Here is a 14,936-nt window from a genome sequence, read left to right on the forward strand (position 1 = left end):
CTGCAGGCAGCGCGATGACACAGGCAGCGGCGACCGCCGACGGCGAAACCAACCTCTCCCGCTCGCATGAGGCGCATCCGGGCGAGATCGCGATCGGCGTGGTCATCGGCCGCACGTCGGAGTTCTTCGACTTCTTCGTGTTCGCGATCGCCTCGGTGATCGTGTTTCCGCGGCTGGTGTTTCCGTTCGCCGACGAGCTGACGCAGACGCTCTATTCCTTTGCGCTGTTCGCGCTCGCCTTCATCGCCCGCCCGTTCGGCAGCGTGATCTTCATGGCGGTCGACCGCCGCTACGGCAAGAGCGCCAAGCTGATCACGGCGCTGTTCCTGCTGGGCACCTCGACCGTCGCGATCGCCTTTCTGCCGAGCTATCACACCGTCGGCGCCGCCGCGATCTGGCTGTTGGCGCTGGCGCGGATCGGCCAGGGCCTTGCCTGGGGCGGCGCCTGGGACGGGTTGGCGTCGCTGCTCGCCATGAACGCGCCGGAGCATCAGCGCGGCTGGTACGCGATGATCCCGCAACTCGGCGCGCCGCTTGGGCTGATCGTCGCCAGCGTGCTGTTCGCATTCTTCGTCGGCAATCTCTCGGCCGCAGACTTCTTCGACTGGGGCTGGCGCTATCCGTTCTTCGTGGCGTTTGCCATCAACGTCGTGGCGCTGTTCGCGCGGCTGCGCATGGTGGTCACGCCGGAATATGACGAGCTGTTCCACTCCCGAGAACTGCAGCCGGCCCGGGTCGTCAACACCATCCGGCATGAAGGCCGCAACATCGTGATCGGCGCATTCGCGCCACTGGCGAGCTTTGCGCTGTTCCACATGGTGACGGTGTTTCCGCTGTCCTGGGTGTTCCTGTTCACCAAGGAGACGCCGGCGCGCTTCCTGATCATCGAGGCGGTCGGCGCGGTGTTCGGCGTGGCCGCGATCGTCGCCTCCGGCATGCTCGCCGACCGCATCGGGCGCAAGTCGCTCTTGATCGGCTCGGCGATCGCGATCGCGGTGTTCTCGGGCTTCGCGCCGCAGCTGCTCGACGCCGGCGCGGTCGGCGAGACCGTCTACATGGTGCTCGGCTTCATCCTGCTCGGCCTGTCGTTCGGCCAGTCGTCGGGCGCCATCGCGTCGAATTTCGCACCGACCTTCCGCTACACGGCGTCGGCGCTGACGGCCGACCTCGCCTGGCTGTTCGGCGCCGGCTTCGCCCCGCTCGCCGCACTGGTGCTGGCGGCCAATCTCGGCCTGCTCTCGGCCGGCGGCTATCTGCTGTCCGGCGCGGTGTGCACGTTGCTGGCGCTATGGCTCAGCGCGCCGCGGCAGTTGCAGCAGGTGTGAGCACACGACGCGTTGGGGCCTCATGGTTCGAGACGCGCCGCCAGCGGCGCTCCTCACCATGAGGGTTAGCATCTCACCGCAAGTCGGCCCTCGTCCTGAGGAGCCCGCCGGAGGCGGGCGTCTCGAACGACGGTGACAGCCCCGCTGCTCGCTACAAACGCCTTCAGGCCACCAACTAAGTCCCCCGCCACTTCCGCTCCGCCTCGTCCCAGGCGGCGAGCGGCTGCAGGTCGGGGACCCAGGCGAGGCCGGTCTTGGCGTCGGAGGAGACGGCCTCCGGCGTCACCACCATGTCGAGCAGCGCCGGACGGTTGGCCAGCGCGCGCTTGATTGCAGGCGCGAGCTGCTCTTCGGTCTCCACCCGCTCGGCATGCATGCCGAAGGCGCGCGCCATGGCGGCGTGATCGGCGAATTGCAGCTTGGTGCCGACGACCTTGCCGTGCGTCACGGTCTGGTCGTGCACCTCGATCTGCCAGGCGCCGTTGTTGGCGACGACGATCAGGACCGGCGCCTTGTGGCGCACGGCGGTGTCGACCTCGATCGCGTTGAAGCCGAACGCGCCGTCGCCGGTCGCGACCACCACGGGCTTGTCGGGGAAAGCAAGGCTTGCGGCGATGCCATAGGGCACGCCGATGCCGATGCAGCCGAACGGGCCGGGATCGAGCATCAGCGGCGCGCTCAGGCCGACGCGGGCAAACGAGAGGAAATCTCCGCCATCGGTGATCACGACAGCGTCGTTGCCGATGGCGTCCTGCAGCGCCGACAGCACACGATTCGGATGCAGCCGTCCGTCGCTGCCGACCGGCGCCGTTGCCATGCTCTGGCGCAGCTTGGCCGCGCGCTCCTGATGCGCAGTGCGGAGCTTGGCCGCCCATTGCCGGTCGACGGCGGATTCGCGATTGGCCGCCAGTGCCACGATGGCGCGCAAGGTCTCCGACGGGGATGCCAGGATCTCCGCGGCGCCGCGGCGGTTGTCGCGCAGCTCCGACGCGGTGTCGCTGATGCGCACGAATTTGGCGTCCTTGAACACGGCCGGCGAGCCATAGGCGAGCTGGAAGTCGAGCCGGCGGCCGACTGTCAACACCACATCGGCATCCCCCATCACGGCGCCGCGCATCGCGCCGACCACCGAGGGGTGATCGTCGGGCACAAGCCCCCTGCTCTCACCGGTGTCGAGATAGACCGCGCCGAGCCGGTCGAGCAGTACGATCAGTTCGGGGCCCGCACCGCGCGCGCCGCGGCCGGAGATGACGAGCACGCGGCGCGCCGACCACAACAGCTCGACGGCTTTCTCGACCTCGGAAGCGTCGGGCCGCGTCGCCCTGCGCGGCTTCGGCGCGAGATGCTCCTCCAATTGAAGCGCCTTCGGCACCGTTCCGCGCAAGGTGTCCACGGGGAAATCGATGAAGACAGGCCCGGGCTCGCCGCCATCGCCGACGGCACGGGAGATCGCCTCGTCGAGCTCCTGCAGCACCAGCGATGGCTCGCGGACGGTGCGCGCATAGCGCGTGATCGAGCGCACCAGCTGGGTGTGATCCATATCCTGCAGGCCGCCGCGGTTCTCCTGCGGCCGCGGATTGCCGCCCGAAAGCACCAGCACCGGCGCGCGCGAGACATGGGCGTTGGCGATGCCGGTGATGGCATTGGTCATGCCGGGCCCTGCGGTGACCAGCGCGACGCCAAGCTCGCCGGTCAGCTCGGCATGCGCCTGCGCCATGTGCACGGCGGCGCGCTCGTCGCGCACGTCGATGATGCTGATACCCTCGGCGTCGAGCCGCATCCAGATCGGCATGATGTGGCCGCCGCACAGCGCGAACACGCGGCTCACACCCCGGCGCTTGAGCAGGCGGGCGATCAGATCAGCGGCACTGTCGGGAGAGATTTTCATCGGACCACTCCAGCGGATGATGTTGCGATCAGCCCGGCGCGAGCCAGGCCACGAGCAGCGACACGGTGAGAACGGCGAAGATGTGCGAGACCAGAATCGAGCCTGAGGTGACGCCGGCCTCGAGGCCATGGAGCTTGGCGATCGTGAACGGCCCGGAGCCGATTGGCAGCGCGCTCAGAATCACGGCCGAATGCGACCACAGCGGCGGCATCGAGAACACGTGAAAGGCGAGCAGCGCGGTCACTGCCGGCTGCATCACGAGCTTGAGCGAGACGAGGATGGCGATCGAGGTCGCATCGCGCGTCACGACACGTTCCTGCGCCAGGAACAGCCCGATGCAGACCAGCGCCGCCGAGCAAGGTCGTGAAGCTCAGAAACGGCGCCGGCAATGCGAAGCCGCTGAGGCCGACCCCGAGTCCGGCGACGGGCGCGATGAACAGCGGACTGGTCAACAACGAGCGCGCGACCTTGGCGATCGTTGCGCCCAGCGTGGCGCCCTTCTGCAGGTCCATCTCGACCACCACGATCGCGAACAGGAACAGCACGCAGGCCGTGAACAGCGTGGCGATGATCGAGGCTGGCGCGCTGTCCGGGCCGAACACCAGGAGGCACATCGGAATGCCCATGAAGCCGACATTGCTGTAGCCGGCATCGAGTCCCTCGATGCTGGCATTGGCAACACGGCGGCCGCGCAGCCGGCTGATCACGAAGCCGGTCGCGAAGGTCGCGGCAATGCCGCCGCAGAACGCGGCGATGAAGCCGAACTGGCTGACCTGCTCGACGTTGATCTTGGACATCGCCGTGAAGATCAGCGCGGGCAGCGCCAGATAGACCGCGAAGCGGTTGAGGTTGTCGGTCGCGGTGCGATCGAACACACCGTACCAGCCGCACAGGAATCCGGTGAGGATCAGAGCGAAGATGGGAAGAGCGGAATTGAGGACGGCCTGCATCGCGGCTACATATCAGACTGGTACGAACTGCAGCCATCTTAGTTAGGAAAATCTCTTCTTCAGCTCGCGATGCAGGATCTTGCCGGTGGCATTGCGCGGCATCTCGGCGTCGGTGATGAAGGCGTAGGAACGCGGCCGCTTGAAACCGGCGAGTCGTTCTTTTGCCCACTCGACCAGCTCGCTCTCCTGCACGGCCATGCCGTCGCGAGGCACGATCACGGCGTGCACGCGCTCGCCCCATTTGTCGTCGGGCAGGCCGATCACGGCGATGTCCTTGACGCCCGGATGGGCGCCGACCAGCGCCTCGACCTCGGAGGGATAGATGTTCTCGCCGCCTGATATGATCATGTTGCTCTTGCGGTCGGCGAGCTGGATGTAGCCGTCGGCATCGCGCCGCGCCATGTCGCCGACCGAGCAGTAGTCGCCGCGAAACGCCTCCCTGGTCTTCTCCGGCAGCCGCCAGTAGCAGTCGAAGGTGTGCGCGTTCGAGGAATAGAGCTCGCCCGCCTCGCCGTCCGGCACCTCGTTGCCGGCCTCATCCAGCAGACGGATGGGCGCGGCGCCGACGCATTCGCGGCCCACGGAGCCGAGCTTGGTGAACTGCTCATGCGGATGCAGCATGGTGACCCAGCCGGTCTCGGTGGCGCCATAGAGCTCGTAGAGGCCGGACTTCGGAAACATCTCCATCACCTCGCGCTTGGTCTCGGGGCGCGCCGGCGCCGAGGAGATCATCAGCTTGGTGACCGCGCTGAAATCATGCTGCGCGCGCAACCCGCGCGGCAGATCGAGCATCATGATGTAGTGCGTCGGCACCAGCGAGGTGAAGGTCGAGCCACCGTCCGCGAGCGTCGTCACGGCGTGCTCGGGATCGAAGCTCTTGCGCGAGTAGATCGAATTGACGCCGCCGATATAGCCGAAGGCGCCGAAGAAATTCAGCGAGTTGGCATGGCACATCGGCATCACCAGCAGTGCACCATCGTTGCGGCTGAGCTTCAGCTCGATCTCGGTGACCATCGACAGCAGCACGGCGCTGCGATGGCTGCGCAGCACGCCCTTCGGCTTGCCGGTGGTGCCCGAGGTGTACATCAAGGTCCAGGGATCCGACAGTGCGACCTGCTGGCCAGGCTCGCGATCCGCAGCCGCGGCGATGATATCCTCATAGCCGCGATAGCCCGCGGGACGCGGCTTGGTGCCGAAATGGATGAAGCGGTCGTCGGGGATGCCGAGATCCTGGCGCGCCTCCTCGACGAGGCCCGTCAGCTCGTCTTGCACGATCATCGCGGCCGCATCGGCATTCTCTACGATGAACTGCACCTCGGGCGCGGTGAGGCGGAAATTGATCGGCAGCGCCACCAGGCCGGCCTTGGCGGTGGCCGCGTAGATCTCGCACCATTCCACGCAATTGTAGGCGAGGATCGCGACGCGATCGCCCTTGGCCAGGCCGAGCCCGAGCAGCGCGTTGGCGAGCCGGCAGGCACGCTCGTTCCACAGCCTGAAGCTCATCGCACGGTCGAGATCGCGCGCACCCACGCGCTCCGGTGCCGTCCTCGCATGGGCCGACAGCATCTGCCCGAAGTTGAAGAGATCCCTCATCGTCGTTTCTCCCGGCAGCCGGGTGTGACGACGCCGACTGGCGCGCGCCTCCCGTGGAGCGCGATGACGGTCGGCGACAGACTAGTTGATATCCTTCGTGATCCGGACCAGCGTCTGGTCGACGAAGCTCTTGGCGTCCTGATCCGGCTTGCGGAACAGCTCGCGCTCGACCGTCAACGTCCGGCCCGGAATCGCCTTCTTGCAGACCTCACGCAGGAACACGCCGCCGACCGGCTGCTCGCCCGCCGTCGGCTGCTGCTCCTTGCAATCCCAGCCTTCGGCGCCATAGCGCGACTTCACCTGGTTGCCGAGCAGGAACGCCTTCTTGCGGATGTAGAGCCGCGCCTTCGGATCGGTCTCGATGGTGAGGCCGGTGACGGCGCCCTTGTCGTCGACCAGGGCCGTCAGAAGCACGGGATGACCGGCGACCTTGGTGCCGTCCTGGCTGGTCTCCGGATCGAACTCGAAACGCACCGCATGCATCCCCTGCGCATCGGCAGGGCAGTCGCGCCAGCCCGACCACGCGTCGAGCTTGCGATCGGGATCCTTGGCGCAGGTCAGATTGACGTAGCCAGCGTCGGGCAGATCGCCGACCGGCATGCCGACGGTGATGTCGCGCAGATCGTAGTTCGGCACGGCCTGGGCAGAAGCCGCATGCATCACGAAGGACAGCAGAAACGTAGCGAGGATCGCAGCGCAATTTGACCGTTTCATTTCGATGGCTCGCTTGTCGAGGACTCGCTTGCAGGCTTGGCAGCATTGGCCTTGTAGATGTCGCAGACGCGCGAGGTGTTGCCGAAGAAGGCTGTGCACTCGTCGTAGTTCGGCTCGCCGCGTCCCTTGATGTGCGCGAGCACGTAGTCCGCGACCGCTTCGATATCGTTGGGCCGCAGGAACGTGCCGCCTTCCGGCGGCACGCGCTCGCCCACGTCCTGGCGGTTCATGTCGTAGCATTTCGTCGTGTCGTAGGAGCCGCGCGCAAAGTAGGGCATCCCCGTCCCTGGCCGGCCACAAGTGACGGTCTCGACGATGTGCTCGCGCGTGAGCTGGGTCTTGCGCAAGGACAGCGCGTCGCCGCCATAGCCGCCACCGCCATTGCCGTGCCATTTGTGGCAGCCGACGCAGTTGGCGCGCTTGAACACCGCCTTGCCCGCCTCGGTCGGATCGGCTGCTGATTGCGCCGAGGCGAGCGATCCAGAAGCGAGAACGCAAGCCAACGCCAAGCCGGACGTGATCCCACTGAGTTTCATCTGATCTTCTTGTCGAACGGGGGATAGGGAGGAGCGGAGGCGATCATCGCCTCCGCTCCTCGCGATGTCACAGCGAGAAGACGTAGAGCATCGAGCCGGGCTGGATCTTCTTCAGCTCGGGCGTGGCTTCGATGAACCACTTGTCCCAGGCGCCGCCGAGACCGACCAGGATCGCGACATACTGCTTGCCGTCGACAGAGAACGTCACCGGGGGCGCATTGACGCCGCCGCCGGTGTTGAACTCCCACAGCTTCTGCAGCGTCTTGCCGTCGAGCGCCATCACCTCGCCCGAAGGCTGGCCGGAGAAGACGAGGTCAGGCGTCGCCAGCATGCCGCCGAGATTCGGGAACGGCGTCTCCATCTTGCCGGCGACCTTGCCGGTGGTGACGTCGATCGCGGTCACGCTGCCCGTGATCTTGAACGGCTGGCTCGGTCCGCCGCCGGTCCAGAACTCGCGCGCCTTCAGCTTGTCCTTGGTCGACTCCTCGACGGTGATCCGGTTACAGCTCTCGATGACCGGAATGTACCAGAGCTTCAGGTCCGGATTGTAGGCCGTCGGCGGCCAGTTCTTGCCGCCCATGTTGCCCGGGCAGATGTCCGCGACCTTGTTGTCGCGGCTCGGCGTGACCGCGGCATTGTAGCGTTGCACCGGATTCTTCGGATCATACTCGATCGGCTTGCCGGTCTCGGCATCGAGGCCCTTGGTCCAGGTCACCTTCTTGACGAAGGGCAGGCCCCAGATGAACTTGCCGCTGGTCCGATCGATCGCATAGGCGAAGCCGTTGCGGTCGGCCTCCAGCGCGAGCTTCAGGGTCGATCCGTTCGGTGCTGGCACGTCGACCAGGACGTTCTCGGCGACGCTGTCATAGTCATAGGGATCGTTCGGCGTGTGCTGATAGTGCCACTTGATCTTGCCGGTGTTGGCGTCGAGCGCCAGCGAACTGTCAGTGTAGAGATTGTCGCCCGGCCGATAAGCGTTGTCCCAATCCGGGCCGGGATTGCCGACGCCCCAGATGATGGTGTCGGTCGAGGGATCGTAGGTGCCCGTCACCCAGGTCGAGCCGCCGCCGGCCGCGGCCGCGTCGTTGCTGTCCTTCCAGGTCTCACTGCCGGGCTCGCCCTTCGCCGGAATGGTGTGGGTGCGCCAGACTTCTTTCTGTGTCGACAGGTCGGTCGCGGCGATCCAGCCGCGGATGCCGTATTCGGCACCTGCGACGCCGGAAACGGCCATGTTCTTCACGATCAGCGGTGCGCCGGTGATGACCTCGCCCTTGTCGGGATCAGCGACCTGGCGCTGCCAAGCGACCTGGCCGGTCTCCTTGTTGGTTGCGATCAGGCGGCCGTCGAGCGTGTGGGAGATGACCAGATTGCCCCACAGCGCGACGCCACGATTGTCGACGCCGCAGCAGGCGATGGCGCCGGCCCAATCGTGATCCGTCTTCGGATCCATCTTCCAGACCATCTGGCCTTTGCCGCCGCGCGCATCGATCTTGTAGACCGAGCCCCAGCCGTCGGTGACATAGATCATGCCGTTCTCGACGATCGGAGTGCCTTCGAGGCCGCCATGGCTCCAGATGCCGCCGCCCTCGACGCCGCCGAGATGCATGGTCCAGGCGACCTTGAGGTTCTTGACGTTGTCCTTGTTGATCTCTTTCAGCGCAGAGAACCGCGTCCCCGAATAGTTCTTGTGGTGATGCAGCCAATTGCCGGATTCCTTGTCGGCGTTGAGCAAGCGCTCCGGCGTCATCTCGTCGGCGGCCTGCGCCGGCGATGCGAGGTGGAAACAGGCGAAGGCTGCGCTGGCCAGCAGCACCGCCCGCAAGGTCGACCTGACGTTAATCCTCATCGTTTCCTTCTCCCACTACTGATTTATGAGTTCGATCGAACGCCGCTCCGCCAGGCTCGGCAGCGGAGAGGAAGCAAGCGACAAACAAGCTTCAAGGGGACGCCTTCAAGGGGACTTGCGAACCTCGACCTCCGTTTCGATGGATCCTGCCTTCTGGAATACGATCGTGCAGGTGAAGCGCTTGCCCGGCTCGAGCGGCTCGCGCGTCTGCAGCAGCATCACGTGATAGGCGGTCGGCAGCAGCACCAGCGTGCTGCCCGCGGGAATCGGGATGTTGGGGATGGAGCGCATCGCGGGCGCGCCTTCGCCGCGGTCGACGGTGTGGCGTTCGGAGAAATTGGCGATCGGACAGCGCACGCGCAGCAGCGCTTCCGGCGCGCTGGTTTCGTTCTTGACGGTAATCAGCAGGGGGATGTCTCGGCCGACCTCGGGCGCGGCGGGCACCCAGGCTTCGGACAGCGTCAGACCTTCGCCAGCCGCCGCGGGCGCGGGCGTCATCGACACCAACAGCGCCGCAACAGCCGCCAGAGACTGGCGTCGCCCGGCCGGCACCACGCCAGCGCGCACGCTGCCCTCCGAGGGCGTCGGGAAGCTCTGATCACGCCTCGAACGAGCCGGTTGATCCGACACGGACGCCCTCCCCACCTATTGAAGCCGTTTTAGCTTGGCTCCTTATTTTTGAATTCGTACTCTGAATTCGAATTCCTCGCAAATGGATTTTCGCCCTTGACATGCTAATCTCCGGCAAAACGTGATGGCTCATGAGAATCGTGCCCCCTGCCCCCTCTTTGGTCGACCAGGTCGTCGAAGCGATCACTGACGAGATCGTCAGCGGCGTGCTGATGTCCGGTTCCCGGCTGATCCAGGACGATCTCGCCGAGGCCTATGGAGTCTCGCGTCAGCCCGTGCAGCAGGCCTTGATGCTGTTGCGCGGCTGTGGGCTGGTGCAGAGCGCACCCGGCCGCGGCCTGATCGTGGCGCCGCTCGACCCCGGCTTCGTGCGGGATCTCTATGAGATGCGCGCGGTGCTCGAAGGTCTTGCAGCACGGCTCGCAGCCGAGCGCGCCAGCGATCGCGCCGCGCGCGAAGGTCCGGCCTACATCGCCGCCGGTCACGAGGCGGTCAAAAGCGGCCTCGTCGGCCGCAAGATCGAAACCGACATCGCCTTCCACCGCTTCCTGGGTGATCTCTCCGGCAATACGCTGATCGGCGAGACGATGGCGCCGCATTGGCCATGTCTGAAGCGGGTGATGTCCGACGTGCTGCAGAAGGAGCAGAGCATGTCCCGGAGGGTCTGGGACGAGCACGAGGACATTCTCGCCGCCATCGTCGACGGGCGTAGCGCCGACGCCGAACGGCTGAGCCGCGAGCACATTTCGCGCGCGGCGCGTGTGTTCATCCACCACATCGAGCTCCAGCAGGAGAGCCGCCCGAAGCAGCGGCGCATGCTCTCGGCCAAGAAGATGTCGCTATGATCGCCACGGATCGCACACTCTCGGCGGTGAGAGTGCCGGGCGGCCGGCCGGCCGCCGCGCGCCGACCGGGGATCACGCCTGATCTGCTGCAGGAGGCCGCGTGCCGCCGCTGAAGACACAGCCGAACCTGACCGAACGCGTCTACCAGCGCATCCTCTCGGACATCGTTGGCGGCGAGCTGCCGGAGTCTGCGCGCCTGATCCAGGATGATCTGGCGCGCGACCTCGGCGTGTCGCGGCAACCGGTGCAGCAGGCGCTGCTCCTGCTGCGCAATCAGGGTTTTGTGCGCGAGGCGCCGGGGCGAGGCCTGGAAGTCGCGCCGATCGACACCGACTTCATCCGCAATCTCTATGAAATCCGCGCCGTTGCCGAAGGCCTCGCCTCGCGGCTCGCGGCGACCCGCGGCGCCGAACGCGCCGCCGACGAAGGCCCCAAACTGATCGAGGACGGCCGCCGCGCCGAGCGCGAGCATTCGGTCGAGAAGCTGATCGAGGCCGACGTCAAGTTTCACGAATTCCTCTACGAGATCTCCGGCAACTCGGTGATCCAGGACACCACCCAGCCGCATTGGCTGCATCTGCGTCGCCTGATGGGCGAGGTGCTGATGCGCGACGAGACCCCGCGGCGGATCTGGGACCAGCACGAGGGCATCCTGCAGGCGGTGATCGCGGGCGACGCGCAGCAGGCCGAGGATCTTGCGCGGCAACACATTACGCGGACCGCCACCGTGCTGCTGGCGCGGTTGACCAGTCAGCGCGAGCCCGTGCCGGTCGCGACGGCGTCCTGATTAGGTCGGACCTGGCTTCGACCTGCGACAGCCGACAGCGCTGCGATCAGGAACCCCGGCATCGTTTCGGACGTTCACGAAGGGGACGCTCAGTATCCCATTTTCAGCGTCGGCAACAGCCCGCGCCAGCCGACGGATCGCGTGACGTGCACAGCAAGGCAACCTCCCCGACCTTCAGCCCCGCCGCCGACATCGAGGGCGTCTCGGACCAGCAGCGGCGGGAGATCCGGGCGCAGAGCCGGCCCAACGCGGCACTGATTCATGAGACCATCCGCGCCGAGGGCGAAAGCGAGCTCGAACGGCGCTGGTGGGCCATTCTGTTGTCGGGCTTCGCGGCAGGACTGTCGATGAGTCTGTCGCTCATCGTACAGGGCGAGTTCTACGCCTTTGTCGCCGACGAAGCGGCGCGGCGGCTGTTTGCTCCGCTCGGCTATACCGCCGGCTTCCTCGTGGTGGTGCTCGGCCGGCAGCAATTGTTCACCGAGAACACGCTGACGCCGATCCTGCCGCTGCTGCATCATCGGGATGCAAAGACGCTGGGACAGGTGGCCCGGCTCTGGAGCCTCGTGCTTCTCGCCAATATCGTGGGGACATGGGCCGCCGCAGCAGCGCTGGCGCACACCGATGTGTTCGAGCCGCGGATCATCGATGCCTTCACCGAGCTAAGCCGCCACACCGTCGAAGGTCCGTTCTCGACCACCTTCATGCGCGCGATCTTCGCGGGCTGGCTGATCGCATTGATGGCGTGGCTGCTGCCGGCCGTGCGCGGCGCGCGCGCCCATATCGTCATGGTGATGACCTATCTGGTCGCGCTCGGGCAGTTCGCGCACATCGTCGCCGGATCGGTCGAATGCGCCTTCCTGGTTCTCAAGGGACAGACCTCGCTGTGGGACTATGTCGCGATGTTCTTCGTCCCGACGCTGCTCGGCAATGTCGTGGGCGGGACGACGCTGGTAGCCCTGCTCAATTATGGTCAGGTCGCAGCCGAGCTCGACCAGAATTCCTAGTCCCGGCGCGGATCGTCACGCCGCCGGCAAGGTGAAGGAGAACGTGGCGCCGCCCTGCGGCTCGTTGGCCGCGGACAGCTCGCCGCCGTGCTCGCGGACGATGCCGTAGCTGATCCAGAGCCCGAGACCCGTGCCCTCGCCGACGCGCTTGGTCGTGAAGAACGGCTCGAAGATGTGGCTCAGATGATCCTTGTCGATGCCGGACCCATTGTCGGTGATCCTGAACGCGATCTCGCTGCCCTGGCGTGCCGCCGAAACGACGAGGCGCGGCAACTCGGTCGCACGCATCGCGTCGATCGCGTTCTCCACGAGGTTGACGATCACCTGATGCAGCTGGCCTTCATTGCCGGAGATCCACAGATCCGGCTCGACATCGATCTGGATGTCGACGCGATGCTGCTTGGTACGGCCCGCCCACAGCACGGCCGTATTGATCAGCCGTTCGATATTGACGCGCTCGACCTCGCCGAGCTTCGAGAACGACAGGCGGCGCAGGTTCTTGACGATCTCGCTGATACGCACCGCGCCTTCCAGCGTGCCCTCGATCAGCGGGCCGAAATCATCGAGGATGGCATCGATCCGGAGATCCTTGCGGAGCGCGGCGACGTCATCCGCGACCGGCTGCTCGTGGATGGCATCGAGATAGCCGACCAGCGAGGTGCGGTAACGCATCAGCGTGTGGATGTTGCCATAGACGAAGCTGATCGGATTGTTCAGCTCGTGCGCGACACCGGCGACGAGGCGGCCGAGGCTCGCCATCTTCTCCTGCTCGACCAGCTGCCGCTGCGCCCGCTGCAGCTCGTGATGCGCCTTGTGCAGGGCCTCATAGGCGCGGCGAAGCTCGCCGATCGGCCGTCCTGTCAGCACCACGCCGATGAAGCGGCCGCGATGATCATGCCGGGGCGAGCTGTTGATCGCGAACAGATCGGAGCTGGCGCCGGCCGCCGCGGCAAAGCGCAATTCGCCGTCGACCACCTCGGCGCTGCTGCGCGGCTTCAGCAGCGCGGCGAGCTTGGGCCGATGATCGGGGTCGATCATCTCGGCGATGTTACGACCGGCGATGTCAGGCAGAGCCCGTCCTGACGTCTGCAAGAAGGCCGAGTTGGCCTGCTGCACCGTGCCTTTGGCGTCGCACACGACCAGAATATCGGAGACCGACTCGATGACATTGGTGACGAAGGCCTGGGCTTCCTCGAGCTCCGCATTCTTGTGCTCGAGATCGACCTCGTAACGCAGCAGGTCGGAATAGACCTCGTCCATCTTGCGGATCACTTCGATCCACACGCCTTCGCGCTCGCTGTCGAGCTCGAGCGTGCTGCTGCTCGCGATCAGCCTCAGAAGCGTGTCAGCCCCGGACTCAGGAGAGTGAGTGGCCTTTGCCATTTTTCTTCAGATCGTATCTCGACAATTTGTTCCGCAAGCCGACCCGTGACAGGCCGAGCTCGCTCGCGACGCGACTGATGTTACCATCATATTTTTCCAGACAGTGAACGATGATGGTCTTTTCGAGATCCTCCACCCTGTCCTTCAGGCTCCCGGAACCATTGAGCTTGCCGTTGGCCACGGCCGGCGCGGCGCGACGACCGTTGCGCCGGCCGGAAAAGGGCGGACAGCGCAGCTCGTCGGCATCGGCCAGCACCGCCATGCGCTGGATCTCGTTCTGCAGCTCGCGGACATTGCCGGGCCAATGATAGCGGCAGAACTCCTCCAGCGCCGGCGGCGCGAAGCGCAGATGCGGCCGGTTGAACGATGTCTTCACGGCCGCGAGCACACCTTCGGCGATCAGCGGGATGTCCATCGGGCGCTCGCGCAGCGAGGGCATGTGCACCGGGAATGCGGCGAGCCGGTAATACAGGTCGCGCCGAAAGCGGCCGGCCTCGACCTCGGCTTCGAGGTCCCGGTTGGTCGCGGCGACCACGCGGACGTCGACCTTCCGCACGCGCTGCGCACCAAGCGGCCTGATCTCGCCCTCCTGCAGCACGCGCAACAGCTTCACCTGAAAGGCCGGCGAGGTCTCGCCGATCTCGTCGAGAAAGATGGTGCCGCCATCGGCGACCTCGAACAGGCCGATGCGGTCCTGATAGGCGCCGGTGAAAGCGCCCTTCTTGCAGCCGAACAGCTCGCTCTCCAGCAGCTCATCAGGAAGCGCGCCGCAGTTCTCGACCACGAACGCCTTGGTGGCGCGGGCCGAGCCGTAGTGAATCGCGCGGGCCAGCAGCTCCTTGCCGGTGCCGGACTCGCCGGTGATCAGCACCGAGATGTCGTAGTCCGCGGCGCGGCGGCCAAGCTCGATCACGCCACGCATCGGACTCGCCGCCGAGTGCACGATGCGGTCGAAATCATAGAGCTGCCTGGCAACGCCACGTTTGACCGACACCACCTGCTTGATGTGCGCCGGCGTCGCCTTGACATCGACGCCCGCGGTTTCCGTCTCCTTCTGCAGCCGGTAGAGCTGGATGGCCTCACGCACGATCTCGATCAGGCGGTCCGGCTGCCAAGGTTTCGTGATGTACTGATAGATTCCGGCCTCGTTGAGGCCCGCAATGATGTCTTCGGAATCCGAATAGCCCGAGATGATCATCCTGACAGGATCGGGCCACATCTCGCGCACCCGCTTCAGGAAGCTGACGCCCGACTCCTGCGGCATGCGCTGGTCGCAGATCACGGCATGGACGATCTCGCCTTCGAGCAGCTTCTCGGCATCGACCGTATTGCCGGCACACAACACCTCGAAATCCTGATTGAGGACGCGGCGCAGCGCTTCCTGCGACCGGACCTCGTCGTCCACGACCAATATCGTTCCCTGGATGCCCAT

12 protein-coding genes and 1 pseudogene are annotated in these 14,936 nt (G+C 65.8%); 4 read left to right on the forward strand and 9 right to left on the reverse strand.

Features of this window, described 5'->3' with window-relative positions; all coding sequences use genetic code 11:
* Positions 1–14 precede the first annotated feature (14 nt).
* Positions 15–1,325, forward strand: a complete 1,311-nt coding sequence (locus S58_RS28540) for an MFS transporter (protein ID WP_015668889.1) — start codon at positions 15–17, stop codon at positions 1,323–1,325.
* A 175-nt stretch (positions 1,326–1,500) separates the two neighbouring features.
* On the opposite strand, the gene S58_RS28545 is transcribed toward S58_RS28540, so the two are convergent.
* The 7 genes and pseudogenes from S58_RS28545 to S58_RS28575 form a co-directional block, all read right to left on the reverse strand.
* Positions 1,501–3,213 (reverse strand): thiamine pyrophosphate-binding protein, encoded by a 1,713-nt coding sequence (locus tag S58_RS28545; RefSeq protein ID WP_015668890.1) that lies wholly within the window; start codon positions 3,211–3,213, stop codon positions 1,501–1,503.
* Positions 3,214–3,241: 28 nt separating this feature from the next.
* Positions 3,242–4,163: pseudogene (locus S58_RS39485) on the reverse strand (AEC family transporter).
* Positions 4,164–4,205: 42 nt separating this feature from the next.
* The gene (locus S58_RS28555) at positions 4,206–5,756 is read right to left on the reverse strand and encodes an AMP-binding protein (RefSeq protein WP_015668893.1); all 1,551 of its coding nucleotides are present in this window, start codon (positions 5,754–5,756) and stop codon (positions 4,206–4,208) included.
* A gap of 81 nt (positions 5,757–5,837) precedes the next feature.
* Entirely contained in the window at positions 5,838–6,470 is a 633-nt protein-coding gene (locus S58_RS28560; protein WP_015668894.1) for a hypothetical protein, read from the reverse strand.
* The gene (locus S58_RS28565) at positions 6,467–6,973 is read right to left on the reverse strand and encodes a c-type cytochrome (protein ID WP_042340988.1); all 507 of its coding nucleotides are present in this window, start codon (positions 6,971–6,973) and stop codon (positions 6,467–6,469) included. Before S58_RS28565 ends, S58_RS28560 begins: the two co-directional genes overlap by 4 nt.
* 100 nt (positions 6,974–7,073) lie before the next feature.
* The gene (locus tag S58_RS28570) at positions 7,074–8,852 is read right to left on the reverse strand and encodes a PQQ-dependent dehydrogenase, methanol/ethanol family (protein ID WP_015668896.1); all 1,779 of its coding nucleotides are present in this window, start codon (positions 8,850–8,852) and stop codon (positions 7,074–7,076) included.
* A gap of 105 nt (positions 8,853–8,957) precedes the next feature.
* Positions 8,958–9,419 (reverse strand): copper chaperone PCu(A)C, encoded by a 462-nt coding sequence (locus S58_RS28575; protein WP_015668897.1) that lies wholly within the window; start codon positions 9,417–9,419, stop codon positions 8,958–8,960.
* 194 nt (positions 9,420–9,613) lie between these two features.
* Here S58_RS28575 and S58_RS28580 point away from each other — a divergent pair, with 194 nt between their 5' ends.
* From S58_RS28580 to S58_RS28590, 3 genes are all read left to right on the forward strand, one after another.
* On the forward strand, positions 9,614–10,327 hold the full coding sequence (locus tag S58_RS28580; RefSeq protein WP_083938691.1) for a GntR family transcriptional regulator: 714 nt from the start codon (positions 9,614–9,616) through the stop codon (positions 10,325–10,327).
* A gap of 100 nt (positions 10,328–10,427) precedes the next feature.
* Positions 10,428–11,114, forward strand: a complete 687-nt coding sequence (locus S58_RS28585) for a GntR family transcriptional regulator (RefSeq protein ID WP_015668899.1) — start codon at positions 10,428–10,430, stop codon at positions 11,112–11,114.
* 146 nt (positions 11,115–11,260) lie between these two features.
* On the forward strand, positions 11,261–12,121 hold the full coding sequence (locus S58_RS28590) for a formate/nitrite transporter family protein (RefSeq protein WP_015668900.1): 861 nt from the start codon (positions 11,261–11,263) through the stop codon (positions 12,119–12,121).
* A gap of 15 nt (positions 12,122–12,136) precedes the next feature.
* Here the strand turns inward: S58_RS28590 and S58_RS28595 are convergent, their stop codons facing one another.
* Positions 12,137–13,504, reverse strand: a complete 1,368-nt coding sequence (locus S58_RS28595) for a sensor histidine kinase (RefSeq protein ID WP_015668901.1) — start codon at positions 13,502–13,504, stop codon at positions 12,137–12,139.
* Entirely contained in the window at positions 13,479–14,936 is a 1,458-nt protein-coding gene (locus S58_RS28600) for a sigma-54-dependent transcriptional regulator (protein WP_015668902.1), read from the reverse strand. The genes S58_RS28595 and S58_RS28600 overlap by 26 nt, the downstream gene beginning before the upstream one ends.

This window comes from Bradyrhizobium oligotrophicum S58, from assembly GCF_000344805.1.
Lineage (GTDB): Bacteria > Pseudomonadota > Alphaproteobacteria > Rhizobiales > Xanthobacteraceae > Bradyrhizobium > Bradyrhizobium oligotrophicum.